This window comes from Mucilaginibacter flavidus (assembly GCF_024055575.1).
Classification (GTDB): Bacteria; Bacteroidota; Bacteroidia; order Sphingobacteriales; family Sphingobacteriaceae; genus Mucilaginibacter; species Mucilaginibacter flavidus.
In genome coordinates, this window is record NZ_JAMXOE010000001.1 from 799,669 (window position 1) to 826,231 (window position 26,563).

Annotated in this window: 40 protein-coding genes; 7 read left to right on the forward strand and 33 right to left on the reverse strand. The window is 41.8% G+C overall.

The window, feature by feature from the left end:
- Positions 1-32: 32 nt before the first annotated feature.
- From map to NAF19_RS03650, 23 genes are all read right to left on the reverse strand, one after another.
- On the reverse strand, positions 33-824 hold the full coding sequence (map, locus tag NAF19_RS03540) for a type I methionyl aminopeptidase (RefSeq protein ID WP_252788390.1): 792 nt from the start codon (positions 822-824) through the stop codon (positions 33-35).
- Between the two features lie 7 nt (positions 825-831).
- Complete coding sequence (gene secY / locus NAF19_RS03545; protein WP_252788391.1) at positions 832-2,175, reverse strand: preprotein translocase subunit SecY; 1,344 nt, start codon at positions 2,173-2,175, stop codon at positions 832-834.
- A gap of 7 nt (positions 2,176-2,182) precedes the next feature.
- Entirely contained in the window at positions 2,183-2,629 is a 447-nt protein-coding gene (rplO, locus tag NAF19_RS03550) for a 50S ribosomal protein L15 (protein WP_252788393.1), read from the reverse strand.
- 4 nt (positions 2,630-2,633) lie between these two features.
- Positions 2,634-2,813, reverse strand: coding sequence for a 50S ribosomal protein L30 (gene rpmD / locus NAF19_RS03555; protein ID WP_073405778.1), 180 nt, complete (start codon positions 2,811-2,813; stop codon positions 2,634-2,636).
- Between the two features lie 6 nt (positions 2,814-2,819).
- Positions 2,820-3,338 (reverse strand): 30S ribosomal protein S5, encoded by a 519-nt coding sequence (rpsE, locus tag NAF19_RS03560; RefSeq protein ID WP_094572244.1) that lies wholly within the window; start codon positions 3,336-3,338, stop codon positions 2,820-2,822.
- A gap of 12 nt (positions 3,339-3,350) precedes the next feature.
- A complete protein-coding gene (gene rplR / locus NAF19_RS03565; protein ID WP_252788395.1) occupies positions 3,351-3,710 on the reverse strand; it encodes a 50S ribosomal protein L18 in 360 nt (119 codons plus the stop codon).
- 5 nt (positions 3,711-3,715) lie between these two features.
- Positions 3,716-4,273 carry a 50S ribosomal protein L6 gene (rplF, locus tag NAF19_RS03570; RefSeq protein WP_252788396.1) on the reverse strand — a complete coding sequence of 186 codons (558 nt, stop codon included), beginning with the start codon at positions 4,271-4,273 and terminating at the stop codon, positions 3,716-3,718.
- 17 nt (positions 4,274-4,290) lie between these two features.
- A complete protein-coding gene (gene rpsH / locus NAF19_RS03575; protein WP_252788398.1) occupies positions 4,291-4,689 on the reverse strand; it encodes a 30S ribosomal protein S8 in 399 nt (132 codons plus the stop codon).
- 172 nt (positions 4,690-4,861) lie between these two features.
- Positions 4,862-5,131: a 30S ribosomal protein S14 gene (gene rpsN, locus NAF19_RS03580; protein ID WP_252788399.1), complete on the reverse strand. Its 270-nt coding sequence runs from the start codon at positions 5,129-5,131 to the stop codon at positions 4,862-4,864.
- Entirely contained in the window at positions 5,124-5,693 is a 570-nt protein-coding gene (rplE, locus tag NAF19_RS03585; protein ID WP_252788400.1) for a 50S ribosomal protein L5, read from the reverse strand. Before rplE ends, rpsN begins: the two co-directional genes overlap by 8 nt.
- On the reverse strand, positions 5,693-6,037 hold the full coding sequence (gene rplX, locus NAF19_RS03590) for a 50S ribosomal protein L24 (RefSeq protein ID WP_252788402.1): 345 nt from the start codon (positions 6,035-6,037) through the stop codon (positions 5,693-5,695). The genes rplE and rplX overlap by 1 nt, the downstream gene beginning before the upstream one ends.
- A 2-nt stretch (positions 6,038-6,039) precedes the next feature.
- Positions 6,040-6,408 carry a 50S ribosomal protein L14 gene (gene rplN / locus NAF19_RS03595; RefSeq protein ID WP_073405786.1) on the reverse strand — a complete coding sequence of 123 codons (369 nt, stop codon included), beginning with the start codon at positions 6,406-6,408 and terminating at the stop codon, positions 6,040-6,042.
- A gap of 1 nt (position 6,409) precedes the next feature.
- The gene (gene rpsQ, locus NAF19_RS03600; RefSeq protein WP_129876199.1) at positions 6,410-6,664 is read right to left on the reverse strand and encodes a 30S ribosomal protein S17; all 255 of its coding nucleotides are present in this window, start codon (positions 6,662-6,664) and stop codon (positions 6,410-6,412) included.
- Positions 6,665-6,681: 17 nt separating this feature from the next.
- Positions 6,682-6,885, reverse strand: a complete 204-nt coding sequence (gene rpmC / locus NAF19_RS03605) for a 50S ribosomal protein L29 (protein WP_252788403.1) — start codon at positions 6,883-6,885, stop codon at positions 6,682-6,684.
- Between the two features lie 92 nt (positions 6,886-6,977).
- Positions 6,978-7,400: a 50S ribosomal protein L16 gene (gene rplP, locus NAF19_RS03610; RefSeq protein ID WP_073405789.1), complete on the reverse strand. Its 423-nt coding sequence runs from the start codon at positions 7,398-7,400 to the stop codon at positions 6,978-6,980.
- Positions 7,401-7,448: 48 nt separating this feature from the next.
- A complete protein-coding gene (gene rpsC / locus NAF19_RS03615) occupies positions 7,449-8,360 on the reverse strand; it encodes a 30S ribosomal protein S3 (RefSeq protein ID WP_252788404.1) in 912 nt (303 codons plus the stop codon).
- Positions 8,361-8,366: 6 nt separating this feature from the next.
- Complete coding sequence (rplV, locus tag NAF19_RS03620; RefSeq protein WP_256484195.1) at positions 8,367-8,795, reverse strand: 50S ribosomal protein L22; 429 nt, start codon at positions 8,793-8,795, stop codon at positions 8,367-8,369.
- Between the two features lie 3 nt (positions 8,796-8,798).
- Entirely contained in the window at positions 8,799-9,065 is a 267-nt protein-coding gene (gene rpsS / locus NAF19_RS03625; RefSeq protein ID WP_073405792.1) for a 30S ribosomal protein S19, read from the reverse strand.
- 2 nt (positions 9,066-9,067) lie between these two features.
- Positions 9,068-9,895: a 50S ribosomal protein L2 gene (rplB, locus tag NAF19_RS03630; RefSeq protein ID WP_252788406.1), complete on the reverse strand. Its 828-nt coding sequence runs from the start codon at positions 9,893-9,895 to the stop codon at positions 9,068-9,070.
- Positions 9,896-9,903: 8 nt separating this feature from the next.
- Positions 9,904-10,194, reverse strand: a complete 291-nt coding sequence (gene rplW, locus NAF19_RS03635; RefSeq protein ID WP_252788407.1) for a 50S ribosomal protein L23 — start codon at positions 10,192-10,194, stop codon at positions 9,904-9,906.
- A gap of 2 nt (positions 10,195-10,196) precedes the next feature.
- Positions 10,197-10,826 carry a 50S ribosomal protein L4 gene (gene rplD, locus NAF19_RS03640; protein ID WP_252788409.1) on the reverse strand — a complete coding sequence of 210 codons (630 nt, stop codon included), beginning with the start codon at positions 10,824-10,826 and terminating at the stop codon, positions 10,197-10,199.
- A 1-nt stretch (position 10,827) separates the two neighbouring features.
- Positions 10,828-11,445, reverse strand: a complete 618-nt coding sequence (rplC, locus tag NAF19_RS03645; RefSeq protein ID WP_252788410.1) for a 50S ribosomal protein L3 — start codon at positions 11,443-11,445, stop codon at positions 10,828-10,830.
- Between the two features lie 249 nt (positions 11,446-11,694).
- On the reverse strand, positions 11,695-11,997 hold the full coding sequence (locus NAF19_RS03650) for a S24 family peptidase (RefSeq protein WP_252788411.1): 303 nt from the start codon (positions 11,995-11,997) through the stop codon (positions 11,695-11,697).
- A 150-nt stretch (positions 11,998-12,147) separates the two neighbouring features.
- On the opposite strand from NAF19_RS03650, the gene NAF19_RS03655 reads away from it, so the two are divergent.
- Positions 12,148-12,498: a PadR family transcriptional regulator gene (locus NAF19_RS03655; RefSeq protein WP_252788413.1), complete on the forward strand. Its 351-nt coding sequence runs from the start codon at positions 12,148-12,150 to the stop codon at positions 12,496-12,498.
- On the forward strand, positions 12,485-13,114 hold the full coding sequence (locus NAF19_RS03660) for a hypothetical protein (RefSeq protein ID WP_252788414.1): 630 nt from the start codon (positions 12,485-12,487) through the stop codon (positions 13,112-13,114). The genes NAF19_RS03655 and NAF19_RS03660 overlap by 14 nt, the downstream gene beginning before the upstream one ends.
- 238 nt (positions 13,115-13,352) lie before the next feature.
- On the opposite strand, the gene NAF19_RS03665 is transcribed toward NAF19_RS03660, so the two are convergent.
- The gene (locus NAF19_RS03665; RefSeq protein WP_252788415.1) at positions 13,353-13,517 is read right to left on the reverse strand and encodes a hypothetical protein; all 165 of its coding nucleotides are present in this window, start codon (positions 13,515-13,517) and stop codon (positions 13,353-13,355) included.
- Positions 13,518-13,629: 112 nt separating this feature from the next.
- Between NAF19_RS03665 and NAF19_RS03670 the strand changes: the two genes are divergently transcribed.
- Entirely contained in the window at positions 13,630-15,045 is a 1,416-nt protein-coding gene (locus NAF19_RS03670; protein WP_252788417.1) for a C45 family autoproteolytic acyltransferase/hydrolase, read from the forward strand.
- Positions 15,046-15,062: 17 nt separating this feature from the next.
- On the opposite strand, the gene NAF19_RS03675 is transcribed toward NAF19_RS03670, so the two are convergent.
- The 3 genes from NAF19_RS03675 to NAF19_RS03685 all read right to left on the reverse strand — a co-directional run bounded on the left by NAF19_RS03675 (position 15,063) and on the right by NAF19_RS03685 (position 16,980).
- The gene (locus tag NAF19_RS03675; protein ID WP_252788418.1) at positions 15,063-15,341 is read right to left on the reverse strand and encodes a Txe/YoeB family addiction module toxin; all 279 of its coding nucleotides are present in this window, start codon (positions 15,339-15,341) and stop codon (positions 15,063-15,065) included.
- Between the two features lie 17 nt (positions 15,342-15,358).
- Positions 15,359-15,613 (reverse strand): type II toxin-antitoxin system Phd/YefM family antitoxin, encoded by a 255-nt coding sequence (locus NAF19_RS03680; RefSeq protein WP_252788419.1) that lies wholly within the window; start codon positions 15,611-15,613, stop codon positions 15,359-15,361.
- A 107-nt stretch (positions 15,614-15,720) separates the two neighbouring features.
- Positions 15,721-16,980, reverse strand: a complete 1,260-nt coding sequence (locus tag NAF19_RS03685) for a prephenate dehydrogenase (RefSeq protein WP_252788420.1) — start codon at positions 16,978-16,980, stop codon at positions 15,721-15,723.
- Between the two features lie 130 nt (positions 16,981-17,110).
- Here NAF19_RS03685 and NAF19_RS03690 point away from each other — a divergent pair, with 130 nt between their 5' ends.
- From NAF19_RS03690 to NAF19_RS03700, 3 genes are all read left to right on the forward strand, one after another.
- The gene (locus NAF19_RS03690) at positions 17,111-17,803 is read left to right on the forward strand and encodes a hypothetical protein (protein ID WP_252788421.1); all 693 of its coding nucleotides are present in this window, start codon (positions 17,111-17,113) and stop codon (positions 17,801-17,803) included.
- A 31-nt stretch (positions 17,804-17,834) separates the two neighbouring features.
- Positions 17,835-18,329, forward strand: a complete 495-nt coding sequence (locus NAF19_RS03695) for an EVE domain-containing protein (RefSeq protein ID WP_252788422.1) — start codon at positions 17,835-17,837, stop codon at positions 18,327-18,329.
- A 114-nt stretch (positions 18,330-18,443) separates the two neighbouring features.
- Complete coding sequence (locus NAF19_RS03700; protein ID WP_252788423.1) at positions 18,444-18,740, forward strand: hypothetical protein; 297 nt, start codon at positions 18,444-18,446, stop codon at positions 18,738-18,740.
- Positions 18,741-19,084: 344 nt separating this feature from the next.
- Here the strand turns inward: NAF19_RS03700 and NAF19_RS03705 are convergent, their stop codons facing one another.
- From NAF19_RS03705 to rpsL, 5 genes are all read right to left on the reverse strand, one after another.
- Complete coding sequence (locus tag NAF19_RS03705; protein WP_252788424.1) at positions 19,085-19,300, reverse strand: hypothetical protein; 216 nt, start codon at positions 19,298-19,300, stop codon at positions 19,085-19,087.
- A gap of 675 nt (positions 19,301-19,975) precedes the next feature.
- Entirely contained in the window at positions 19,976-20,281 is a 306-nt protein-coding gene (gene rpsJ / locus NAF19_RS03710; RefSeq protein WP_022830652.1) for a 30S ribosomal protein S10, read from the reverse strand.
- Between the two features lie 113 nt (positions 20,282-20,394).
- Positions 20,395-22,506, reverse strand: coding sequence for an elongation factor G (gene fusA / locus NAF19_RS03715; RefSeq protein ID WP_252788425.1), 2,112 nt, complete (start codon positions 22,504-22,506; stop codon positions 20,395-20,397).
- A 151-nt stretch (positions 22,507-22,657) separates the two neighbouring features.
- Entirely contained in the window at positions 22,658-23,125 is a 468-nt protein-coding gene (gene rpsG, locus NAF19_RS03720; protein ID WP_252788427.1) for a 30S ribosomal protein S7, read from the reverse strand.
- A 19-nt stretch (positions 23,126-23,144) separates the two neighbouring features.
- Entirely contained in the window at positions 23,145-23,567 is a 423-nt protein-coding gene (rpsL, locus tag NAF19_RS03725; protein WP_096350116.1) for a 30S ribosomal protein S12, read from the reverse strand.
- A gap of 1,410 nt (positions 23,568-24,977) precedes the next feature.
- Here rpsL and NAF19_RS03730 point away from each other — a divergent pair.
- Entirely contained in the window at positions 24,978-25,409 is a 432-nt protein-coding gene (locus NAF19_RS03730) for a DUF1801 domain-containing protein (protein WP_252788428.1), read from the forward strand.
- Between the two features lie 19 nt (positions 25,410-25,428).
- On the opposite strand, the gene NAF19_RS03735 is transcribed toward NAF19_RS03730, so the two are convergent.
- Entirely contained in the window at positions 25,429-26,157 is a 729-nt protein-coding gene (locus tag NAF19_RS03735; RefSeq protein WP_252788430.1) for a hypothetical protein, read from the reverse strand.
- Between the last annotated feature and the right edge of the window lie 406 nt (positions 26,158-26,563).

A 26,563-nucleotide genomic window follows, 5' to 3' on the forward strand; every position in this document is an offset into this window, starting at 1 on the left:
TAAAACCGGGATGCAAAATTAATAAAAATATTTTAATTATTATTAATTTCTTTTAAAACATTATCTACGTACGAAAACGTTGAAAGAATATCCGGTTGTCCCTTCCTGATGGCCACTGTATGCTCATAATGAGCCGACGGCTTGCCATCAATGGTTGATACTGTCCACCCATCGTCCCAAAACTTAACTCGGGCTTTGCCAGCGTTAATCATAGGCTCAATTGCAATCACCATTCCTTCTTCCAGTTTTACCCCCGACCCACGTTTACCGTAGTTAGGTACCTCGGGCTTTTCGTGCAACTCTAATCCCACTCCATGTCCTACAAGTTCCTTCACTACGCCATAACCATGCTTTTCAGCATGTTCCTGAACTGCGTACCCTATGTCGCCAATGCGTAAACCTGCAACAGCTTTCTCAACCCCAAGGTCAAGGCACTCGCGGGTGACGCGCATTAGTTGTTTTACAGTATCACTAACTTCGCCAATCGCAAATGTAAATGCTGAATCGCCGATGTATTTATTTAACACCACGCCGCAATCAACCGATACCATGTCACCCTCAACCAGTTCTTTTTGGCTTGGGAAACCGTGTACCACCTGGTCATTAGGCGAAATGCATAGTGAATACGGAAAACCGTGATAGTTTAAGAATGCAGGAACACCCCCGTTGTCACGGATGAATGTTTCTGCAAGCTTATTTAATTCGATAGTTTTGATACCGGGGCGAATAACTTTCGCAATCTCCCCAAGTGTTTTGGAAACAAGTAAAGAACTTTCTCTTATGAGCTCTATCTCCTCGACAGACTTATAATGGATCTTTGACATTGTTAATTTAGATAACAGGCTGGCCGGTATCGCCTGATGGGATAGCGGTGCGCCCTTTAATTCTTCCTGTTTTCATTAAGCCATCATAGTGACGCATTAACAGGTGGCTTTCAATTTGCTGCAACGTATCCAATACAACACCCACTAATATGATTAGTGAAGTACCGCCGAAGAAACGCGAAAACGAACTGGTTATACCTACCATGCTGGCCAAAGGAGGAATGACAGCTATGATAGCCAGGGCTATTGAGCCGGGTAAAGTAATTCTTGATATTACACCATCAATAAAGCTACCTGTATCTCTGCCTGGTTTAATACCGGGAATAAAACCGCCGTTCTTTTTCATATCCTCAGCCATTTGGTTCGGATTAACAGTAATAGCAGTATAGAAATACGTAAACAGGATAATTAGTATTGCAAACAGCACATTATGTCCCCACGAGGTATAGTCAGACAATGCCATTAACACTTTATTTTGTGCCGCATTCGGGAAAAATTGCTGAACGGTCGCAGGAATAAACATTAACGCCTGCGCAAATATAATAGGCATTACACCCGCAGCATTTACTTTTAACGGTATGTACTGGCGAACACCACCATATTGCTTGTTACCTACAATACGTTTTGCATATTGAACAGCAATTTTACGGGTACCCTGCACAATAAGTACAGTAAACATTACCACAGCAATTAGCGCTACAATTTCAACTATAAACACCACCAAACCACCTGCAACACTGGTAGTGCGCGACTGGAACTCTGTTAAAAATGCACCCGGCAAAGCTGATATAATACCTACCATGATGATCAGTGATATGCCATTGCCAATACCTTTATCGGTAATTTTCTCACCAAGCCACATCACAAACATAGTACCGGAAGTTAACACGCACATATTCAAAATAGTGAAATAGGGGTTTGCCAGCTCCATTTGCTCAGGAGATATCTGCGACCTTAAGTAACCGATAGCCTGCAATGCAGTAATACCGATCGTAAGATAGCGTGTCCACTGATTAATTTTATTACGACCACTTTCGCCTTCTTTTTGAAGTTTGGCAAAATAAGGCACCGCTATACCCAATAACTGCACCACAATGGAAGCCGAAATATAAGGCATTACACCTAACGCAAAAATTGACGCACGTGAAAACGAGCCCCCGGCAAACATGTTGAGCAGCCCGGCTATGCCTTCTTTGTTTTGATCATGGTTCAGCGAAGCAGCACTAACGCCTGGCAGGACCACGTATGACCCTACGCGGTATATCAAAAGAAATAAGAGTGTGTTAGTAATACGCACTCTTAAATCATCGATTTTCCAAATATTGGATAATGTGGTGAAAAATTTCTTCATCGAAAAATTATAGCTTAACTATGGTACCACCTGCTGCTTCAATAGCTTTTTGTGCTGTAGCAGTAAATGCATGGGCTTTAACTTCTAATTTGGCTTTTAATTCGCCACGGCCTAATATTTTAACAAGGTCGTTGCGTGATGCCAGTCCGTGTTCTTTCAGTGTATCAAAATCAACTGATGATAACGAATATTTCTCAGTTAATGCCTGTAACACGTCAAGGTTTACACCTGTGTACTCAGTACGGTTAGGATTTTTAAATCCTACCTTAGGCACACGACGCTGTAATGGCATCTGGCCACCTTCAAAACCAACTTTTGTGCTGGTACCTGAACGTGAACCGGCGCCTTTATGGCCACGGGTTGATGTTCCGCCACGGCCAGAGCCTGTACCACGGCCAATTCTTTTTCTATTTTTAGTAGAACCTTCTGCAGGTTTCAGATTACTTAAATTCATGATATTAAATATTTTCTACCGCTACCAGGTGATTAACTTTTTTAACCATACCGATGATAGCTGCAGTAGCTTCAACTTCTACACTGTGGTTGATCTTTCTTAAGCCCAGGGCCTCAACCGTACGTTTTTGGCGCTCACTTCTATCGATCACGCTTTTAATCTGGGTTATTTTGATTTTTGCCATGACAGATTATCCGTTAAATACTTTACCTAAACTAACGCCGCGTTGCTGGGCTACAGTATAAGCATCACGTAATTGTGATAATGCCGATACAGTTGCCTTAACCACGTTGTGCGGGTTTGATGAACCTTTTGATTTTGCCAATACGTTGTGTATACCGGCACTTTCCAATACTGCACGCATTGCACCACCTGCAATTACACCGGTACCGTTTGCTGCTGGTTTTATGAAAACAAAACCACCGCTAAATTTACCAATTTGCTCGTGAGGTATAGTGCTGTTGATAATTGGAACTTTTACCAGGTTCTTTTTAGCATCATCAATACCTTTTGCAATAGCTTCAGTAACCTCTTTAGCTTTACCTAAACCATAACCTACAACACCATTCTCATCGCCCACTACCACAATGGCACTGAAGCTGAAAGTACGGCCGCCTTTAGTTACTTTGGCTACACGCTGTATGCTCACCAAGCGGTCTTTTAATTCGATCTCGCTTGTTTTTACTCTTTTTATGTTGATTGTTGACATTTCTCTTTTCGATTAAAAGTTTAAACCACCCTCACGTGCACCTTCAGCCAGTGATTTAACACGACCATGGTACAAATAACCGTTCCTGTCGAAAACCACATCTACTATACCAGCTGCAATAGCTTTTGAAGCAACCAACTTGCCAACGGCAACCGACTGATCAATTTTAGTACCTTCTGCTGCAGTAAAATCTTTTGATAACGATGAGGCCGACACTAATGTCTTGCCGCTTACATCATCAATGATCTGTGCATAAATACCTTTATTGCTCCTGTATACTGACAAACGAGGGCGTGTTGAAGAACCTGAAAGGCGCTTCCTGATCCCCATCTTAATTCTGTCTCTTCTTGATAATTTTGCTCTAGCTGCCATGACGATTATTTTTTAGATGCTGATTTACCTGCTTTTCTTCTCAATACTTCGCCAACAAACTTGATACCTTTACCCTTGTATGGTTCCGGTGCACGTAACGAGCGTATTTTAGCTGCTACCTGGCCTATAAGTTGTTTATCAATTGACTCTAAAATGATAGTTGGGTTTTTACCCTTATCAGCAGTTGTTGAAACTTTAATCTCTTTTGGTAATTCAAAAACGTAGTGGTGAGAGTATCCCAACACTAAATCTAATGTGTTACCTGTATTGGTTGCGCGGTAACCCACACCCACTAATTCCTGCTCAATTTTGTAACCGGTGGTTACACCAACAACCATGTTGTTTATAAGCGCACGGTATAAACCATGTAATGCTTTATGGCGTTTTTGATCAGAAGGGCGTTTTACAACCAGGTTTCCTTCTTCCTGTTCAACAGTGATATCACTGTCAACAGCCTGTTGCAACTCCCCTTTTGGGCCTTTTACAGTAACAACATTATCTGCCGATACCGAAATTGTAACCCCTTGAGGTAGTGCTATAGGTGATTTTCCTACTCTTGACATTGCTTAATTTCCTCCTATTAATATACGTAGCATAAAACCTCACCGCCAACATTCTGTGCGCGTGCTTCCTTATCGGTCATTACACCTTTAGAAGTCGACAGGATGGCGATACCTAAACCATTTAATACTCTTGGCATATTATCCATGCCTGCGTATTTCCTCAAACCTGGTTTACTGATGCGTGCAATGCTGCGGATAGCAGAAATTTTAGTTATCGGGTGGTATTTCAAAGCCACCTTGATGGTACCTTGAGGACCATTGTCTTCAAACTTAAAATTAGCAATGTAACCTTTGTCGAAAAGCACCTTAGTGATTTCCTTCTTCAGATTTGATGCAGGAATTTCAACAACCCGGTGGTTGGCTTTAATAGCATTCCTTACTCGTGTAAGATAATCTGCGATTGGATCTGTATTCATTTTATTGTGTTATGATAGTGGTTTCCTTCCGGTAACGTCCCGGGCGACCTTCTATCGGTTAATTCATTGTATTTCGGAATTCGGATGTTCGATTTCGGATTAACCGTTCGCGCTGTCCTATTCCTGCTGATATTCAAATTCCGAAATCGTAATTCCGAAATCTGACATCAATTTACCAGCTTGCTTTCTTTATTCCGGGGATCTTTCCGGCCAGGGCCATATCACGGAATGTAACACGTGATATACCAAACTGACGCATGTATCCGCGCGGACGGCCTGTTAATTTGCAACGGTTATGTAATTTAACCGGTGACGAGCCTTTTGGCAATGCATCTAATGCTGCAAAGTTACCTTCAGCTTTAAGGGCCGCTCTTTTTTCAGCGTATTTAGCTACTAATTTAGCACGTTTAACTTCACGTGCCTTTACACCTTCTTTAGCCATTGTTAGTTGGAGTTTGATTTTTAAATGGTAAACCAAATTGTTTCAGTAACTCTAATGCTTCAACATCATTTGTTGCCGAGGTTACAAAGGTAATATCCATACCCTGTATCTTGTTTATCTTATCGATATTGATTTCAGGAAAAATGATTTGCTCAGTTACACCTAAAGTATAGTTTCCGCGTCCGTCAAAACCTTTATCGTTAATGCCTTTAAAGTCACGTATACGTGGCAATGCAACAGCAATTAAACGGTCAAGAAACTCGTACATTGTATTGTCGCGCAAAGTAACACGTACGCCGATAGGCATGTTTTTACGCAATTTAAAGTTCGAGATATCCTTTTTAGATTTTGAAGATACAGCCTGCTGACCGGTAATAGTGGTCAACTCAGTAATTGTATTTTCAATAAGCTTTTTATCAGTAGTAGCACCACCAACACCCTGGTTAATGGCGATTTTTTCAAGCTTAGGAACCTGCATTACGCTTTTGTACTGAAATTTGTCTTTCAGTGCAGTACGAATTTCGTCCTTATACTTCGTTTTTAATCTTGGTACGTATTCCATTACTTAATTTCCTCTCCTGATATTTTTGCAAACCTTACTAATTTACCTGCATCATTCTTTTTACGGCCAACGCGAGTTGCTTTTCCTGTTTTAGGATCAACCAGCATCAGGTTCGAGATTGCGATAGCAGCTTCCTGCTTAACAATTCCACCGTTTGGTTTTGCTGCATTTGGCTTAGTGTGTTTTGATACTAAATTAGCACCTTCAACAATAGCTCTGCCCTTTTCTAATATTACTTCTAATATTTTACCTTGCGATCCTTTTGAATCGCCGGCTATAACCTTAACCAGATCACCTTTTTTGATCTTTAGTTTGGTTGGTTGTGTGTGTTGTTTCTTTTCCATTATTACAATACCTCCGGTGCTAATGATACAATTTTCATAAATTGTTTTTCACGCAATTCCCTTGCTACCGGGCCAAAAATACGTGTTCCTCTTGGCTCGTCCTGGTTGTTTAATAACACCGCGGCATTGTCGTCAAAACGGATATATGAACCATCCTTGCGGCGGATCTCTTTCTTAGTTCTTACAACTACAGCTTTTGAAACGGTACCTTTTTTAACGTTGCCTGATGGCAGGGCGCTTTTTACGGTAACTACTATCTTATCGCCGATTGATGCGTACCTTTTACCGGTACCACCCAACACACGGATTACTAAAACTTCTTTAGCACCGCTGTTGTCAGCTACGTTTAATCTTGATTCCTGTTGTACCATCTTATTTAGCCCTTTCTAAAATTTGAACTAATCTCCAGTTTTTGTTCTTGCTAAGCGGGCGTGTTTCCATAATCAATACGGTATCACCTACACCACAAGTATTGGCTTCATCATGAGCCATAAATTTGGTAGTCTTCTTAACGAATTTACCGTAGATAGGGTGTTTCACTTTACGCTCAACGGCAACCACAATAGATTTTTCCATCTTGTTGCTTACTACCAGGCCGGTACGAGTTTTTCTTAAATTTCTTTCCATTTTTCCCGATGCTTAATTTATTCAGAAGCTGCCGCCGATTTGCGCTTTGTTAACTCCGTAGTTAAGCGGGCGATGTCCTTACGTACCTTTGTGATACGGGTAGGGTTTTCAATAGCAGAAACCGCATGTGCAAATTTCAGTTTGGTAAGCGTAGCTCGTTCCTCACTGACCCTGGCAACCAATTCTTCAGTTGACAACTCCAAAATTTCTGAGTTCTTCATTTTATTTAACTGTTTGTGTTATGTTGAAGAGGTTATAAAAGTTACCTGTTGTACTAAACGTATTACAACACATTTATAACGTTCATTTTTATTTATGCTTCTACGTAATCTCTACGTACTATAAATCTTGTTTGCACCGGCAATTTCTGTGCTGCCAGGCGTAATGCTTCTTTGGCAACATCCAAAGGCACACCTTCTGCTTCAAAAATGATCCTTCCGGGGCGTACTACCGCTACCCAGTACTCAGGAGCACCTTTACCTTTACCCATACGTACCTCTGCTGGTTTTTTGGTTACAGGCTTGTCAGGAAATATCCTGATCCACACCTGGCCTTCACGTTTCATAAAACGTGTTACAGCTATACGTGCAGCTTCGATCTGGCGGCTGGTTATCCAGGCAGGCTCGAGTGATTTTATACCGAAAGATCCGAATGAAAGCTCAGCGCCACGACTGGCGTTACCTTTCATTTTGCCTTTTTGCATCTTTCTGAACTTCGTTCTTTTTGGCTGTAGCATTTTCTTAAGCTTTTATATCGTAACGATATATTTTTCTACTAAATATTATTATCTCTTTCCTGGACCACCCGGGCGATTTCCGCCTGGACGGCTTCCTCCGCCTTGTCCACCGGGACGATTACCGCCCGGACCGCCTGGGCCACGATTTCCGCCCGGGCCACCTGGACCGCCACGGCGATCACCGCCTGGTTTCCTGTCGCCTCTGCGTTCGCCACCGCGCTCGCCGCCTCTTTCGTTGCCGCCACGGCCGCCGAAGCCTGCCGCGCCGCCTTCAGGGCGTCCGCCTTTACCGCTGGCGCTGCTTGCGCCACCAATGTTTGGCGATAAATCGCGTTTGCCGTAAACCTCGCCTTTGCAAATCCAAACCTTAACACCTATTTTACCATAAGTAGTTAATGCTTCAGCTAATGCATAATCAATGTCTGCACGGAAAGTATGTAGTGGAATTCTTCCTTCTTTATATTGCTCGGTACGTGCCATCTCAGCGCCACCTAAACGACCTGATGTCATCACCTTTATTCCTTCAGCACCCATTCTCATGGTTGAAGCAATAGTGGTTTTCATTGCACGACGGAATGAAATACGAGCTTCAAGCTGTTTTGCTATGCCTTCAGCAACTAATTGTGCATCAAGCTCAGGGCGTTTGATCTCAAATATATTGATCTGAACTTCCTTTTTAGTTAATTTCTTTAACTCTTCTTTTATCTTGTCAACTTCCTGACCGCCTTTACCTATAACAATACCCGGACGGGCAGTGTGTATAGTTACAGTAATACGTTTTAAAGTACGCTCGATAACTACCTTTGATACACCACCTTTTGAGATACGTGCTGATAGATATTTGCGGATCTTTTCGTCTTCAACTAATTTGTCGGCATAGTGATTGCCACCGAACCAATTAGAATCCCAACCTCTGATGATTCCTAATCTGTTACCTATTGGATGTGCTTTCTGTCCCATTTCAAATTAATTGTTGTCGTTTTTACTGTCTACGATCAGGTGTACATGGTTTGAGCGTTTGCGGATACGGTATCCCCTTCCTTGCGGAGCAGGGCGTAACCTTTTTAGCTGACGACCACCGCCTACTGAAACCTCTTTTACATATAAGTTGCTGTCTTCAACACGCTTGCCTTCGTTTTTTGCTTCCCAGTTTTTGATGGCTGATAACAAAAGCTTTTCAACGCGTATTGCGGCTTCTTTATTTAAAAATTTTAGGGTATATATCGCTTTCTCAACGTTCATACCACGGATAAGGTCAACCACCAAACGCATTTTACGCGGTGAGGTAGGGCAGTTCTGTAATTTGGCAACAGATGCACCACCAACCTGCAATTTTGCAGCTTCCTTTTGCTGTCTGATTAATACAGACCTTTTAATTTTTGTTGTTGCTTCCATGCCTTATTTTTTCTTTTCTGCGTGACCACGGAATGTACGTGTTGGTGCAAACTCTCCCAGCTTGTGTCCAACCATGTTTTCTGTTACGTACACAGGGATAAATTTATTACCGTTGTGTACTGCAAATGTATGACCAACGAAATCCGGAGAGATCATGGAGCGTCTTGACCATGTTTTTACAACCGATTTCTTATTTGAATCATTCAGAACCATAACTTTTTTGTCAAGGTTATGATCGATGTAAGGTCCTTTTCTAATTGAACGTGCCATTGTTATTTCTTCCTTCTTTCAATGATATAACGATCCGATGTTTTCTTTTTGTCGCGGGTTTTGTAGCCTTTAGCTAATAAACCTTTGCGCGAACGTGGGTGACCACCTGAGGCCCTGCCCTCGCCACCACCCATAGGGTGATCTACCGGGTTCATGGCTACACCACGAACTCTTGGGCGACGGCCTAACCAGCGTTTGCGGCCGGCTTTACCTAACACAGCGTTTGCTTTGTCGCCATTTGAAACGGTACCGATAGTTGCCAAACAAGTTGACAAAATCATACGGGTTTCGCCTGAAGGCAATTTGATGATAGCATATTTGCCGTCACGTGCCGAAAGCTGTGCGTAAGTACCTGCACTACGTGCTATGGTACCGCCCTGGCCTGGGTTCAATTCAATATTGTGAATAATTGAGCCTAACGGTATATTTTTTAATGGTAAGGTGTTACCAATTTCAGGTGGCGCTGTTTCGCCCGATATAACAGTTAATCCAACTGTTAAACCTTCCGGCGCTATCATATATCTTTTCTCTCCGTCAACAAAGTGTAACAGAGCTATACGTGCCGAACGGTTAGGATCGTACTCGATAGTTGCAACTTTTGCAGGGATATCAAATTTATTGCGTTTGAAATCAATTAACCTGTAGGCTTGTTTATGGCCACCGCCCATGTAGCGCATGGTCATTTTACCGCTGTTGTTACGTCCGCCTGACCGAGTGTTCGCAGACACAACCAACGACTTTTCAGGAACGTTTGTTGTGATATCCGATGTACTGGTGTCTATGCGGAAGCGGGTACCGGGTGTAACCGGTTTAAATCTTTTAACTGCCATCTCTTTATTTATATACCGCTATAAAAATCAATTACTTCTCCGTCTTTCAACGTAATAACCGCTTTTTTATACGCTGCAGCGCGGCCGCTAACGGCGCCTGCTTTTGTATTGCGGGTTTTAAGTTTACCAACGTATTTCATGGTGTTTACAGCTTTCACATTAACACCATACATAGCCTCAATGGCTCCTTTAATCTGAATCTTGTTAGCTCTTGGATCAACTTTGAAAGCATAACGGTTAAGCTTCTCGGTTAATTGAGTTACTTTTTCAGTAAGTAAGGGTTTCTTTAAAATTTCCATAATTACTTAGCTAATGCTTCCTCCAAAGTTTTAAGGGCACCTGTAGTTAAAATTAGCTTGCCTGCGTTTAACACATCATAAGTGTTTAACTGGTTTGCCACAATAACCTTAGTTTTTTTCAGGTTCCTGCTTGATAAATAAACATTGTCATTTGCAGCGCCTAATACTAAAAGTGTTTTTACATCACTAACATTAAGATCTGACTGAAGCTGTATGTAGCTTTTAGTTTTGATTGCGTCAAAAGTAAAGTCTTCTACAACTACTATGTTGCTGTCTTTTGCTTTGTATGATAAAGCAGAGTTGCGGGCCAGTGATTTAAGCTTCTTGTTTAACTTAAAGCTGTAATCGCGCGGCTGCGGACCGAATACACGGCCACCACCATTAAACAATGGAGATTTTACGCTACCTGCACGGGCACCACCGGTACCTTTTTGCTTATATAACTTGCGGGTTGAACCTGCAATTTCGTTACGCTGTTTTGATTTGTGTGTACCCTGACGCTGGTTAGCTAAATACTGCTTAACATCAAGATAAATTGCGTGATCGTTTGGTTCGATACCGAATACGGACTCAGGAAGTTGCACCTTGGCACCTGTTTCTTTACCTGATACATTTACTACTTTAACTTCCATCTTATTTATCCACTATTACGAATGAACCCTTAGCTCCGGGGATGGAACCTTTAACAACCAGCAGATTTTGTTCGGCGAAAATTTTCACAACTTGTAGGTTCTGAATCTTCACACGCTCATTTCCCATCTGTCCGGCCATACGCATACCTTTAAATACACGTGAAGGCCATGAAGACGCTCCCATTGAACCTGGTGCACGTAAACGATTGTGCTGACCGTGAGTTTGCATACCCACACCCGCAAAACCATGACGTTTTACAACACCTTGAAAACCTTTACCTTTTGAGGTACCAACCACATCAACAAAGTCGCCTATCTCGAAGATATCTACCGAAATAGTGTCTCCTAATGCTTTTTCGTCCGTGAAAGTTTTAAATTCAACCAGCTTACGTTTTGGTGTAGTGCCGGCTTTCTGGAAGTGACCTTTTAAAGGACCTGAAGTGTGTTTTTCTTTTTTCTCGCCATATGCAAGCTGTACAGCTGCATATCCGTCGGTTTCAACAGACCTAATCTGTGTTACCACACAAGGGCCAGCTTCGATTACTGTGCAGGGAATGTTTTTTCCTGCTTCATCGAAAATGCTGGTCATTCCTACCTTTTTACCAATAATTCCTGACATTTTCTTTTTTAGTTTGTGTCCATCGAAGCAGTAGGGCTTCGTTCAAGACATATTATTCCCCCCGAAAGGGACGGCAAAGATAGAAACTTTACAGTAATTATCAAATAGTTAGTGAGTTATTTTTTTATAATTTATTTAGAGGGGGATTTGTGAGGGAATTGGTTGATTAAATGAGAATAAGCAGCGATAATTTTAAGTTGAGTTCGGTATGAGAGGCCTCATTTACGCTAAAGCATCCGTCTCCGGTTCTTAGGTTGCGATACTTGTACATATTCCATGGATAGAATTTAGCGTTACCCATCCATTTATGCGGCCTATATTATTACCTATCTGGAACCGCTCACCCTGTATTGCCTTTATTATATGCAGGTATTGAGTTCCGTTTACCTTACATAAAACTATATCCCCTTTTTCAAGCGATCTTTTGCCGATAGGTTCAACCGTCACTAATTGACCTGATTCGATCTTTCCTTTCATAGAATTGCCCTTTGGCCGAAACTGGACCGTTTCGCCATTTTTTAGTTTTTCTATATAGTGGGTTGCCCAACTCATCGTATAAACTCGCGCCTGGGGAGATTACCAAATCTACAATTTTCCTTTCGGCTTGCGGTAAAGGGTTTTTTATCTTAAAATAAAAAACTTGCATGTTAAATTTAAATACATAGCTTCGTGATGCATTGTTAACTGATGCAATAAACAACCATGATACAAACGGAATTACTGAAGGGCACACTAAGCACCATTATTCTTAAATTACTGGAAGAAAAAGGCCGGATGTATGGTTACGAGATAGTGCAATTGGTTAAAGAAATGTCGGATGAAAAAATACTGGTTAAAGAAGGCTCGCTTTACCCCGCGCTTCATAAACTGGAAGCAGATAAATTGTTAGTTGCCGAAGAAGTATTTATCGGTAAAAGGATCCGTAAGTACTATAGCCTTACACCTTCCGGAAAAATATCGGCTAAAGCATCGGTAGATGAATTGCTGGCATTCTTACAAACCATACATCAATTAATTACCGCACAGCCATCAAAACCATATGGGACAACTTAGTGACTATGAGGAAATGATAATTCTTGGGCACATCATAGCTGATGGGGTTACCGATAAGGCTCTTCAAAATGACTTGCTCGACCATTATTGCTGCTTTATTGAAGAAATACTATTAACCGGCGCTGATTTTGAATCGGCTTATAAAACTGCATTCCAGGCCATTACACCCAACGGTATGCACGAAATACAGGAGGAACTTTATTTTATTTTAAACCATAAACAACAAACGATCATGAAACGCACCATTTATTTCGCCGGTTTTTTAACAGTATTCTGTATCTCCACCGTTATTATGTTCAAAACCATGCATTGGCCGGGCGCTTCCGTCTTATTCCTAATCGCTTTCCTTTTAGTAATCGCTACCGCCATTATCCTGTTCTCAAGTTCAATAAAACATTGGAAATCTCATACAGCGGGGTATAATGTACGGGTAGTAACAGGGTTCTTGGCTGCATTACTAATCTCTGTTGGCGCTATTTTTAAATCACTTCATTATCCAACAGCAGGCGCACAAATAGTAGCAGGCGTGTTGCTGCTCAACCTCGTATTTCTGCCCATGTTCTTTTATCATTTATACCGGGGAGAATTAATAAACACAGCAAAAATTAACAATTAATTACCTCAGCGAGACAAAAATCGGGCCGATAAAAAAGATGGAATATTTGATTATTAAGCACTTACAGGCGGTGTTGCCAAAAAAAAATGCGCTTACGTCGTGTTGGTTGTTAGCCACTTACTCAAATCAGACCATTTATTAAAATTGGAATCATTTATAATCAGCGAGTTACACTTTACCAAAGGTGTTCCAAAATGTAAAAATGGAACCCAGGCTTTTGATTGCCAAACCAATTCAATTATTCTTCAATCAATCGATGAGAAAAGTGAACACCGCTATTCATTTCATCGACAGCATCCTGCAAAAGTCTTTTATTGGCTTCGCTTTTAATTATGTAGGAAGTCCCGTCCCTTAAATCATCGCCATCTAAGTTATTGTCATTAATTTCTGTTTCGTCATTCATTTCTCCATTTGTTTATTCAAATGCAAGAAATGATCGTTACCAAAAACTTGCGAAGTTTTGAAAGCTTCGCAAGTTTTCCTATATTCAGCCATCGCTAACTAACTGACTCAAAATGAAATCCCCTTTAAAAATCCTCATTACTTTATTACTAGTAACTGTACTTTTCAGTTGTAAAGAAGCACCCAAAACAAACAACCGCCTGGCCAATGCCAGTCGCGAAGACAAAAATGGCTGGATATACCTGCACCTGGCAGGCGCACCGGCCGACATTGGCTACCAGCACGGTTTCCTGGCATCTAAAGAAATTGATACCATGATTAAGGTAATGCAATATTACCTGCCAAGCAGCAGCGGCAAAACATGGGAATTTTATCGCGCAGCTTCCGCCAGGTTTTTATGGAAGAAGGTCGACAAGGAATACCAGGATGAAATGAAAGGTATTGCCGAGGGCCTGCGGGCTAAAGGCTTTAAGTACGATTCGCTCGATATTACTGCGTTGAATGCTTATTACGAACTGCCTGGATATTATGTGCCTTTATTAATGAACAAACTTAAACCCGGCAGCGGCGACAACCGGGCGCCCGGCAATTGCAGCGCCTTTATTGCTACCGGCAGCTTTACAAAAGACCATAAAATTGTAATAGCCCATAATAACTGGACCGACTACATCGTAGGCGAACGCTGGAACGTAATTGCCGATATAAAACCCGAAAAGGGCAACGAATTTTTAATGGATACCGGCCCCGGCTTTATTCATAGCGGCGACGATTTTGTGGTAAGCAAGAGCGGTGTATTGATAACCGAAACTACCATAACCCAGTTTAAGGGCTACGATACCACCAAAACAGCCGAATTTGTACGTGCCCGCAAAGCCGCCCAGTACGCCAACAACATCGACGATTTTGTAAAAATAATGACAACCGACAACAACGGCGGCTATGCCAACGACTGGCTGATTGGCGATACCAAAACCAACGAGGTTGCCAAGCTTGAACTCGGGCTTAAAAACTTCAAAGTATGGCGCTCGAAAGACACGGCCATTATTGGTTCCAATTTCGCCATAGACCCTAAACTTATTAAAGAGGAAACCACTTTTGACGTAAACGACAAAACTACATCGCCAAATGCACGCAGGAAGCGCATGGAAAAACTGGTTTATGTAGATTATAAAGGCAAGCTTAGCGACACCACCGGCAAAACCATCGAAGGCGATACGTACGACGCATTAAATAACAAAGACGCCTATAACCGCTGCGTTATTGATGGCCACGTAGAAGAAGACCCAATGGGATGTAAGGAATTTAATGAACCTGCATTTTTCCCGATGGGTGCGGTACAAGGGAAAGTAACCACCAGCAACCTGGCCGGTAAAATGCAAATGTGGGCACACATGGGTCACCCCGGTGGCGCCGATTTCCTGGCCGGGCCATTCCTTAAGAAACACCCGGAATATGTTAAAACCCAGGGTAAATATTTAAGGAATATGAAAGCTTATCCGTGGACGTTGTTTAGCGCGGCTGCTAACTGATTTTTAATTGGGCAGTGTTATTTATCGCCATAATGAAACCGGCACTGCAAAATTGAGCATTTCTGATCCGAGCCTTTTGTACCGGATATTTGGTAAACTAACCTATGCTCACCTGTAATTCTTCTGGACCAGAACCCTTTGAGACCGTGCTTCAGGGGTTCTGGTTTTCCTAAGCCTGCAAATGGTGTTTGTTTGATGGATTTTATAAGATCCCGTATTTTATTAACGGTTTCAGGATCATTCTCAAGCCAGTATTCAAAATCCTCCCAGCCATTTTTTGTAAACTCCGTGTTCATGCTAACGCGTATTGAGTTTAATCAAAGGCGTAAGGAATCACTTCTCCGGCATTAAGCTGTTCGATAGACTCTTCCAGCCTCTTCCTGTTTGCACCAGTGGATAGTAAATGGGCTGTTTCATTTAACGAATTATATTCCTTAATCGAAATAATTACTATGGCATCGTCGTCATTATTATTCCTGGGAACGACAATAACATCCTGCGAACCGCTTACTCCGTCAAAGTAAGCTTTCATCTTTGTTCTTAACGACGATATTGTAATTGCTTTCATAATTGTACTTTCAGATGTACTTTATAACGTACAAACATACATAAATATTTTATAATAATCTTTTATCGCCAATCAGCGAAATCAACGCAATCAATCAAATCAGCGGTTTACTCGCTCATCAACCTTCTTATCAACTCCGCGCTTTGCTTATTCCCTTCTTCCAGCCTGCCATCAAAAAAGGCCTGTACATCGTTAAAATGCTTTTTGTAGCCCTGCATATCGCCGTAACCAATTATCGACGACCATTCGCGCACAGCTGAGTGGAACTCCAAATCGTCGCCTCGGATGGTTTTATCATACAGCGCTGTTTCTATCGATTCTTCCAGCAGTTCTTCATTTTTAAATAAGTATTCGGCGATACCCAGGCGTAAACGGAAAGGCGGTGTTTGACAAATAAGGTTATCATAAGGGTTTACACCCAGGTGGTACCAGGCATCAACCATACTCAATATACTCAGGTGCGAGTTGGGTTTGCGAAGATGTGCATTGTCTGACAATGAAAACTCTTTCATCACCGAGTCATTCAGCATAATTGGCTTGCGGCTTTCGTGGAAAACAAAATCGCGGGCACGGTAAAGCCTGGCGCGGAACGCTTCCTCTTCCTCCTTTATCATCAGCTTAAACAACTCCGACTCGGATGTGGCATAGCGCTTAACTTGTTGCCTTGCATAGGGATTCAGTATAGCCAGGCCTGCGTACACGTGCGCTTTGTAGCTAAATATACGCAGGGTGGTCAGTATCTTTACATTATCTATACCACCAACGTACGACGCATTCTCCCATGGGAAAAACCCGGCTTCTTTCCATGCTGTGCCCATGCTCTCAAATCCTACGTGCGTTACAGCCTGCGTGTCGGCAACCATCTTGTCGTGCTCGTGGTAATCGTTCAGTTCAACAATATCCGAGTCGATAGACGTAAACAAATCCAGCATGCGCTGGTATGCGGCGTCATCAGCGCGATGGCGTATCAATATCAGCTTCTGACCTTTCGGTTTAAAGCCCGGGCCGTGCATGCCGTGAAAGGTGATGATTTGCGCATCGGCAGGCAGGTATTTTTCGAATGTGTTTATCTCGGGGGTTTTAACTGACGTTTGGCCGGCTACTATAGCGCCATACTTGGTTGATGAACCAAATTCGCCAACAACTTGTGCCATGCGGTCGGCTTCAACTGAATAGATGATTAAATCGCTAATGCGCGACACATCTTTGCCGCTATCCATCACCTTAATATCATATGGTGCAAGCTCGTCTTCCAACCAGTCGCGGTTTTCAGGCAGGTCGCAGCCACACACTTTGTAGCCAGCTTCTGCAAAAGCTTTGGCGTATAACCGCCCCATATCACCCAAGCCAATAATACCTATATTCATCCTGCTAATATAGCTATGAGTAGCAAAATTCCGTATGAAACCTTACATTCGCATTTATAAAAGGGTATTTTAAGGCAATAAAAACCGTAAAAGCCCTGTTTTGTTAATATTGTTGAAATAAACTCACCCTATGAACAAGCTTTTTATCGTAAGACCATTCATCATTATCTTAATAATAATAGCCGGTTACGGACGTGCGCTTTCCGTTAATTTGCAAACACCGCCTCCGGTAGCGAAACCGGTACAGGCCAAACCTGCTTACAGGCCAGCCCCCACGTTCAGGTTTCGTAAACCCACCCATGAAGACACGTTGCTTATGCGCGATAAATCAATAAGCGGGCAGTATAAATACCTACTAACCAAAGTGTACCATATGCAGGAACCCTTTGTTACCTCGTTTTACAAAAACATGCGCGACACGATGAATGTCGATCGCAAAAAACTACAGGAAGCTGAAGCAAAACTTGCCGCTGCAACCAAAACCACTACCGATCTGCAAAGCAATGTATCTGAAAAAGAAAAATCGCTTGCACAATCAAACTCACGGGTTAACGCCATAAACCTGTTGGGTATTTATATCGATAAAGGCGTTTATAACCTGATAATGTGGGGCCTGGTAATTGTGCTGGGGCTTACCGCAGCAATAGTTATCTATCGCTCGGGCAGCTATAGCCGCGAGGCACGTTACCGCATTGACCTTTACAACGAGCTTGAAGAAGAGTTTAAAACCTACAAAGCCAAAGCCAACGAAAAGGAAAAGAAGCTTGCCCGCGAACTGCAAACCGAGCGCAATAAAGTTGATGAATTAATGGGCAGAAGCTAACCCCCAGCCCCTAAAGGGGACAATAAAAGCTATGACAACATTAAAATCCATCAACTATTCCCCCTTTAGGGGGTTAGGGCGCAAAGCCTACCTCTTTGGCTGGAATCCCGTTAAATGGGAATGGCCCGACCTTGACCAGGATATTGAAAAGCTAAAAACAACCGGTAAGCTGGAAGATAACTGGAGCGTAATCAGCCATAAAAGTATACGACCAGGCGATAGGGCTTACATGATAAGGCTTGGCGTTGAGCCGAGAGGTATTTTTGGTTCGGGTACTATAGCCTCCGAGGCTTATCCGGCTTTTCGTAACGGGCGGCATTATTACCGGATAACCATTGCGCTCGACGTGTTGCTTAACCCCACCAAACAAAGTATTCTTGGTATGGATATTTTAAAAACCGGTAACTTATCAACACAAAACTGGACGCCCCAGGCTTCAGGCATTTCTATAAAGCCGCAACTGGTGGATGAGCTGGAAGGTGTTTGGCTTAGTTTCCTGGATGAACAAAACCTTTTTGATATTTAGCCGCCAAAGTAATAAAATCCATTTTCTCGTTTTTGGTACATGTAACTTTTTGACGTTTTTTTAACAAAACAAGTTCATCCAATCCTTGTAGTACAATGTATACACTTGAAACTTATGGTTATTTTAAAAATCAGCACAGACAACACCCACGAACGCGAACTGGAAATAGTTAACGAAAAAGGCGATTGGGCAAACGGCAGTTATCATTTATTTTCCGCACACTTTGTACATGAGGGCGCAAAGCTTGAATCTGAACCGCATAATACAAAAAGCACCCGATTTTTGGGCGAGCTAATTGTAGATAAAGACGACGCAACCTGGGAATATAACGGCGACAAGCTAAACAGCGACGAACAAAAACAGGTTGCCGATTTTATTTTGGATTACAGCGCGCCGGATGGCGGGTATTAATTGGGTTTTGTTTGTCCGTCCGGTTTTAAGAGGCCATAGGGTGCGGACGGAGTTTTACTACAGGAATATTGGGTCTTGTCGGTTATCCCAGAAAAATAAAACTATCACAACGGGTTCGTGAATCTCATAAAACATTGAACAATTGCGGTGAATATGAGCTTTGCGGATATTCTCATCAAAAGTGATTGATTTAAATATAAATGGCGACGATGATAGTAAGTCCAAAACGTGAGCGACCCGTTCTTCAAATTGGTCAGCATATTTTGCGCCCCACCTGTTTTCAATCTGAATTCTGATATCCTAAAACGTTTCTATCGCCGCCTCAGAAATCACTACTTCATAATTCATCTATTCGACAAATGCTTTTTCCTAAACTCCTCTAAGGTTATCGTACGGCCAGCTTTTCCATCCTCCTGCCCTCTTTTAATACCGTCTATTACATGTTGAGGGAGTTGTTCTCCAGCGTCATCATCCTCAAAAAAAGAGATATTATTCGCTTCTAAGAAATCAGCGATCATTTTTTCCTGATCCCCGTTCGGGTATAACAAATAAGTCTTCATAAATCAAAAATACAAAATACAAGTAAACCAAAAAAGCCACTTCTTTCGAAATGGCTTTTTCTTTTATCTTGAATCCTGATTCTTATATCCTGATTCTAAACATTCCGGCTCTTCCGGTACTACCGCACCTTTATTTCAACTTCAACACCGCTTGGTAATTCAAGGCTTACTGGATTTTAGTGATAAATCCATTACAAGTCTTTTCAACTATGCAACTAAAATTATCTAAAATCGCGCTGGAGGTGTAAGGCTTGTTATCAGGTTTGATTAAAACTGAATCTGACTTTGAAAATGTCTTACCGTCACATCGCAATTCAAGCACTCTAATCGTATCACCATTTGAGGTAATAATTATAGTATTTGAATTAAGTGCGAAAATTCCACAATAGCCCAAAGCATCAGACAACACTCTACCGCGAATTTGCCGGTCTAAAGTAAAATACTGCCACTGGTCTCGACATTTTGAAAGACGATTTATTAAGCGATAGTTTATACGATGACTTGAACAGCTAATACTCAAGCATAAAAAAGGCACGATCATTAGTCGGTAGCGCATTACTAAAGATAAAGGTATTTAAAACCCAAAAAGCCACTTCTTTCGAAATGGCTTCTTCTTTTATCTTGAATCCTGATTACTATATCCTGATTCTAAACAGTCCGGCTCTTCCGGTACTATCACACCTTAATTTCAACTTCAACGCCGCTTGGCAATTCAAGTTTCATCAGGGCATCAACAGTTTTCGAGTTCGAGCTGTAAATGTCTAATAAGCGCTTGTATGAGCATAATTGAAATTGCTCACGTGCTTTTTTGTTTACGTGCGGTGAACGCAATACTGTAAAGATTTTCTTTTCAGTTGGTAACGGAAGTGGTCCGCTAACTACAGCGCCCGTAGGCTTTACTGTTTTTACGATTTTCTCGGCTGACTTGTCAACCAGGTTGTAATCGTACGATTTTAGTTTGATCCTGATTCTTTGGCTCATGTTGTTTTTGTTTTAACCTCCCCTAAGAGCTATTTGTTAGGGTTGGTTGGTTATTTATTATTTAAAAAGTTGATTGGCAACTAATCTCTAATCACCAATCAACTAATCTCTAATTAAGCGTTAGCAGCAGCTTTTTTTCCTCTTGCTTTGGCAACTACTTCTTCCTGTACGTTACGTGGCGCTTCAGCATAGTGATCAAACTCCATGGTTGAAGTAGCACGGCCCGAAGTAATGGTACGTAACTGGGTTACATAGCCAAACATTTCAGAAAGTGGTACAGTAGCTTTAATTACCTGTGCACCTGCACGTGAATCCATACCTAACAGCTGGCCACGACGACGGTTCATGTCACCGATAACATCACCCATGTTTTCTTCAGGGGTTAATATCTCAATTTTCATGATCGGCTCAAGCAACATCGGTTTACATTTTGGCAACGCCTCGCGGTAAGCAGATTTAGCGGCTATCTCGAAAGATAACGCATCTGAATCGACTGCGTGGAACGAACCATCAATTAAACGTACTTTTAAGCTGGTTAACGGGTAACCTGCCAATACACCATTTGCCATTGAAGCAGCAAAGCCTTTTTCGACAGATGGAATAAACTCACGCGGGATTGAACCACCTGAAATTTCGTTCACAAACTGTAAACCTTCTTTACCTTCGTCATTCGGCGAAATGATAACCTGGATATCGGCAAATTTACCGCGACCACCGGTTTGTTTCTTATAAGTTTCGCGGTGCTGTACAGTACCGGTAATTGATTCTTTGTAAGCTACTTGCGGAGCACCCTGGTTAACCTCAACTTTAAACTCACGTTTTAAGCGGTCCATGATGATATCAAGGTGAAGCTCGCCCATACCTGAAATTATAGTCTGGCCGGTTTCTTCGTCTGATTTTACACGGAAGGTTGGATCCTCTTCAGATAACTTGCCTAAAGCCATACCTAATTTATCTACGTCGGCCTGTGTTTTAGGCTCAATAGCTAAACCGATAACCGGCTCAGGGAAATTCATCGATTCCAATACGATCGGGTGTTTCTCGTCGCAAAGGGTATCACCTGTTTTAATATCCTTAAAGCCTACTACCGCAGCAATATCACCTGCACCTACGTTAGGTATAGGGTTTTGCTTGTTAGCGTGCATCTGGAATATACGGCTGATACGCTCTTTATTGCCCGAACGCATGTTGTGCACATACGAACCAGCTTCAAGGTTACCTGAGTATACGCGGATAAAGCACAAGCGGCCCACAAACGGGTCGGTTGCAATTTTAAACGCCAATGCTGCAAATGGCTCTTTTTCTGATGGCTGACGAACAATTTCTTCGCCGGTATCAGGGTTTGTACCCACAATACCATCAACGTCCATTGGCGAAGGAAGTAATTCCATCACATAGTCAAGCATGGTTTGAACACCCTTGTTTTTGAACGATGAACCGCAAACCATAGGAACAATCTTGGCATCCAAAACAGCCTTGCGTAAAGCGTCAAGCACTTCGCGCTCAGTAATTGTTTCAGGAGCGTCGAAGAATTTCTCCATCAGGCTCTCATCATAATCAGCTACCGATTCAAGCAGTTTTTCTCTCCACTCGGTTGCTTCTTCAATCATATCAGCAGGGATAGGCACTTCGGTAAAGGTCATACCTTTATCATGCTCATTCCAAACAATACCTTTCCAGTTAATTAAGTCAACAACACCTTTAAAGTTCTCTTCGGCGCCAATTGGCAACTGAAGCGGAACAGCGTTGCTGCCTAACATGCTTTTCACCTGTTTTACAACATTTAAAAAGTCGGCGCCGCTGCGGTCCATTTTGTTAACGAAACCTATACGGGCAACGTTGTAGTTGTTGGCAAGCCTCCAGTTAGTTTCAGATTGTGGCTCAACACCGTCAACCGCGCTAAACAAAAACACCAAACCGTCCAATACGCGCAACGAGCGGTTTACCTCAACGGTAAAATCCACGTGTCCCGGGGTATCAATAATGTTGATGTGGTATTGTTTGCCACGGTATTTCCAGTCGATAGTAGTAGCAGCCGAAGTGATGGTAATACCACGCTCCTGCTCCTGTGCCATCCAGTCCATTGTAGCTGCACCTTCGTGAACCTCGCCAATTTTGTGGCTAAAGCCCGAGTAGTACAGTATACGCTCTGTAGTAGTAGTTTTACCGGCATCAATGTGAGCGGCAATACCTATATTTCTTGTATATCTTAGATCTCTTGACATGTTAATTATTTAATTAGTGAATTAGTGAGTTAGTGAATTTTATGTGCACCAAACACTAATTATCTGAATGAAAGAGCGAAGTAACGAATTAACGATTAGCATAATGTTACTAAATCACTAATTCACTAATTCACTCAATCACTAATTTTTATTAGAAACGGAAGTGCGAGAACGCTTTGTTGGCTTCAGCCATTTTGTGCGTGTCTTCTTTCTTCTTCACTGCTGCACCTTCACCTTTAGCTGCCGAAATAATTTCGCCTGCTAATTTCTCCATCATGGTTTTTTCGCCACGACGACGGGCATAGCTGATCAGCCATTTCATACCCAATGCTACTTTACGCTCAGGACGAACTTCAGTAGGCACCTGGAAGTTTGCACCACCTACACGGCGGCTTTTCACTTCAACAGCAGGCATTACATTGTTTAAAGCTTTTTTCCATGTATCAAGGCCGTTTTCGTTGGTTTTTTTCTCAACTATATCAACAGCATTGTAGAAAATAGAATATGCGGTAGATTTTTTACCGTCATACATCATGTTGTTTACAAACCTGGTTACCAGAACATCATTGAATCTTGGATCAGGAAGAAGGATTCTTTTTTTTGGTTTTGACTTTCTCATTGTTACTATCCTCCTTTAATTATTTCTTTTTCTTAGCTGGTGCACCCTTAGTCGCAGCTGCTGCCTGACCTGGTTTAGGGCGTTTAGTTCCATATTTACTTCTGCGTTGGTTACGGCCTGCTACACCTGATGTATCTAATGCACCACGGATGATGTGGTAACGTACACCTGGCAAATCCTTAACACGTCCGCCACGGATCAAAACAATAGAGTGTTCCTGTAAGTTGTGACCTTCGCCAGGGATATAAGCGTTAACTTCTTTTCCGTTGGTAAGGCGCACACGGGCCACTTTACGCATTGCTGAGTTTGGTTTTTTAGGGGTAGTGGTATACACGCGTGTGCATACGCCTCTTCGCTGTGGACAGCTGTCCAACGCTGGCGACTTACTCTTGTCAACCAGAGCTACTCTACCTTTTCTAACTAATTGTTGAATAGTAGGCATTCTTCCTTTTTTTGTTTATTTGTTTTTATCCCGTTACCCACCAACACAGCGGGCAGTTTTTCGGGACTGCAAAAGTACGGACTTAATTTGTGATTTTCAATAGGTTGATGAAAAAAGTTTGCGGTTTAAGTTGCAGGGGCTGAAAGGGTTGGGAATGAATGTTGTTGAAAGGTTGTAATGTTGGAAAGTTGTAAAGTTGGGTGTTAAGTGTTTTTACCTTTTGTACAAGGTTACTTTTTGATTTTCAAAGTATTAAGATAAACGAAAGTTGAATATGAAAGTTGCCTTGCACACATTGAAAAATCATCCCATCGCGTTGGCATTTTATGCATTTTACATTTGGGTTTTCATATCATCGTGTATGCGGCAAATTGAGTTTGAGCGAGTAATGAAACAGAACAACGGCCATTGGCCATACGGCGTACGAGAATGGGAAGGCGTAATGTTAATATTAACGGCACTGATATTTTTTTTGATAAGTGGAGTTTTTGCGTTGGTGGTAAAAAAGAAACGCTTTTATATTTTGTTAATGATATTTATTGCAGTCCCCGTGATAATCTATCACTACTTATAAATTCCTGTTTAAGTTTGAAAACATCAAGCCTGTGCTGCTATCTCCCACCCGTCCCGCTTTTCGCTAATACTACACAGGCCTTAACCGCGATGGCCGGTATCCGCTGCAATCGGGTTTATTAAATGTGGGCTCGTGCACGTTGACACTGTAACGCTTGGAACGACTGTTATTCCCTATCCAAGCGTTCCAGGCGTTACAACCATTGTCTGAACCATGATTCGCTTGATTAAAGGATTAAAGGATACCTGGCGCAGGCACACCTTGGAACGCATGGAACGATTGTTATACTCCTTTACACGCGTTACAGACGTTACAAACCAAAAACTATACCGTTCGCAGCGAAAAAACTTGTACGACTTGCTTTATCGCGTTTATAAGTTTTCTCCTCGTACCTCGTTCGAAATGACATATTTATTTGTCACACTATCTCACCAATAACCCTGTAACGCTTGGAACGACTGTTATATCCCTTTACACGCGTTACAGGTGTAACAGTCATATTTTAGCTTTTACTTATTAAATTGTGCAGATTTGTATCGCTTGTATCGCTGCATTAGTCGCCATAGCGATACAGCGGCACAAATCAAATTATCGCTCAAATGCTTAATATTGAATTCTTCAGGATGGTGGAATTTGGCTAAAGCCTCATTTCGTTATTCCCTAACCGTCGGTTAAAACCGACGGCAATGAAGTAAAGAACGAACTATTTCATTGCCGTCCCTTTTAAGGGACGGGATTTAAAAAGCGTGTTGACGGCTTTAGCCAAAAATGTATGAGCTACAATTTGATTTGTCATTTGAGAAGGTAGTTAAGCAAACCCATAATTCAATATTGATATGAGCATACCAGAACAAATAGAAAACTATATTACCAGCCAGCCTGAACCAAAACGCAGTGAAATGCAAGCGTTGCATACACGTATACTTGAGGCATTGCCAGGCTGTAAATTATGGTTCGAGGACGGTAAAAATGCCGACAATAAAACCGTCAGCAACCCTAATATAGGCTACGGACTTTACACCATAAAATATGCCGATGGAAAGACCAGGGATTTTTTTCAGATTGGTTTGAGTGCGAATACAACCGGGATATCTGTTTATATCCTCGGTCTTACCGATAAAACATACTTAGCCCAAACGTACGGGAAAGACCTGGGCAAAGCAAGCGTGACCGGGTATTGCATTAAGTTTAAAAATTTAAAAGATATAAATATTGATGTACTTGAAACGGCAATACGGGATGGCGTTGAGATTACAAGGGAAAAGTGAAATAAAGCGGAAGGATAAATTATGGCTGCTTAGGTGGTGGTGATAGTGTTACCTTTATATTGGGATTTCTCTCCAACCCATAATAGCGGTCGCCCCTTGAGCGTTGATGAGCATAAAAATTAAACATGTGGTTAAATAGCGCACTGTAAATATTTCCCTCCTGCCCCATACTGTATAACGTTTCAACGTCTTTAATAAAGTCCATGCAAATATCAAACGGAACAATCTTGTACCCTTTAAATTTCTTTGTTATTTGCTGTTCGATAAAAATAAAATCGGCTTCGAATTCCCTGTAGGGCGACACAGTAACCACATTTATCGCTTCATAATACCTGGTAGCTTCATCATCCAACAGCTTTATGGTGGTTTGGTCTATCCCGCATATCGAATAATATGGCCCTAATAAGCTCACAGCAAACGATATTTTCTTTTCTCTAATGAGCATATTATCTTCATGCCTTTCTAAGATTAAATCAGCGCTGTAGCCAGGCATGAGCCCATACGTAGTGCCGTCCACTTCTTTATTTAATTTTGCGCTCACCCTTTTTACAAATGCAGACCAATTTCTGAAATTCTTTCTCACCCCTATACCTTCCCATATTATCTCCTGCAATTTTTTTATACCGGCATACTCGTGGTATTCAGGCTCGTAGCTGCTTAGTCCTGCCGGATAAAATGCCTTGATTGTTTCTCCAAGCTGTTTAAACAAAGAATTGTAGCTGCTATCTAACGGAAAATATTTTTTCATAAAAATCAACGGAAGCAATTTCAGCTAAAGATAAGTGAATCAACAAAGCTTTTTTATTTGATATTAAATATCAGCTTAAATTTCACCCGATATTTAAATACACTCCTTCCTTACCCGCTTACTACTATAAGTAAAGGACTGCTTTGCAACTAAATACCCTGAAAATTGATTGGATAGCCCACAGGGGCCTTATACTAACAAATTTAGTAAAATAAACTGGTATATCAAAATAATTCTTACTGATATTATTGCCTTTTTATACCTCATAATATAGCAATTTACTTACAGACCATTGCCTGTTGTTCTGTATCACCGTACTGACCAATACAGCAATACAAGCGATACAGGAGATAAAAATGTAAACCCACAACAGGATTAATCGTCGACGGCGTAAACTTTTTTCAAG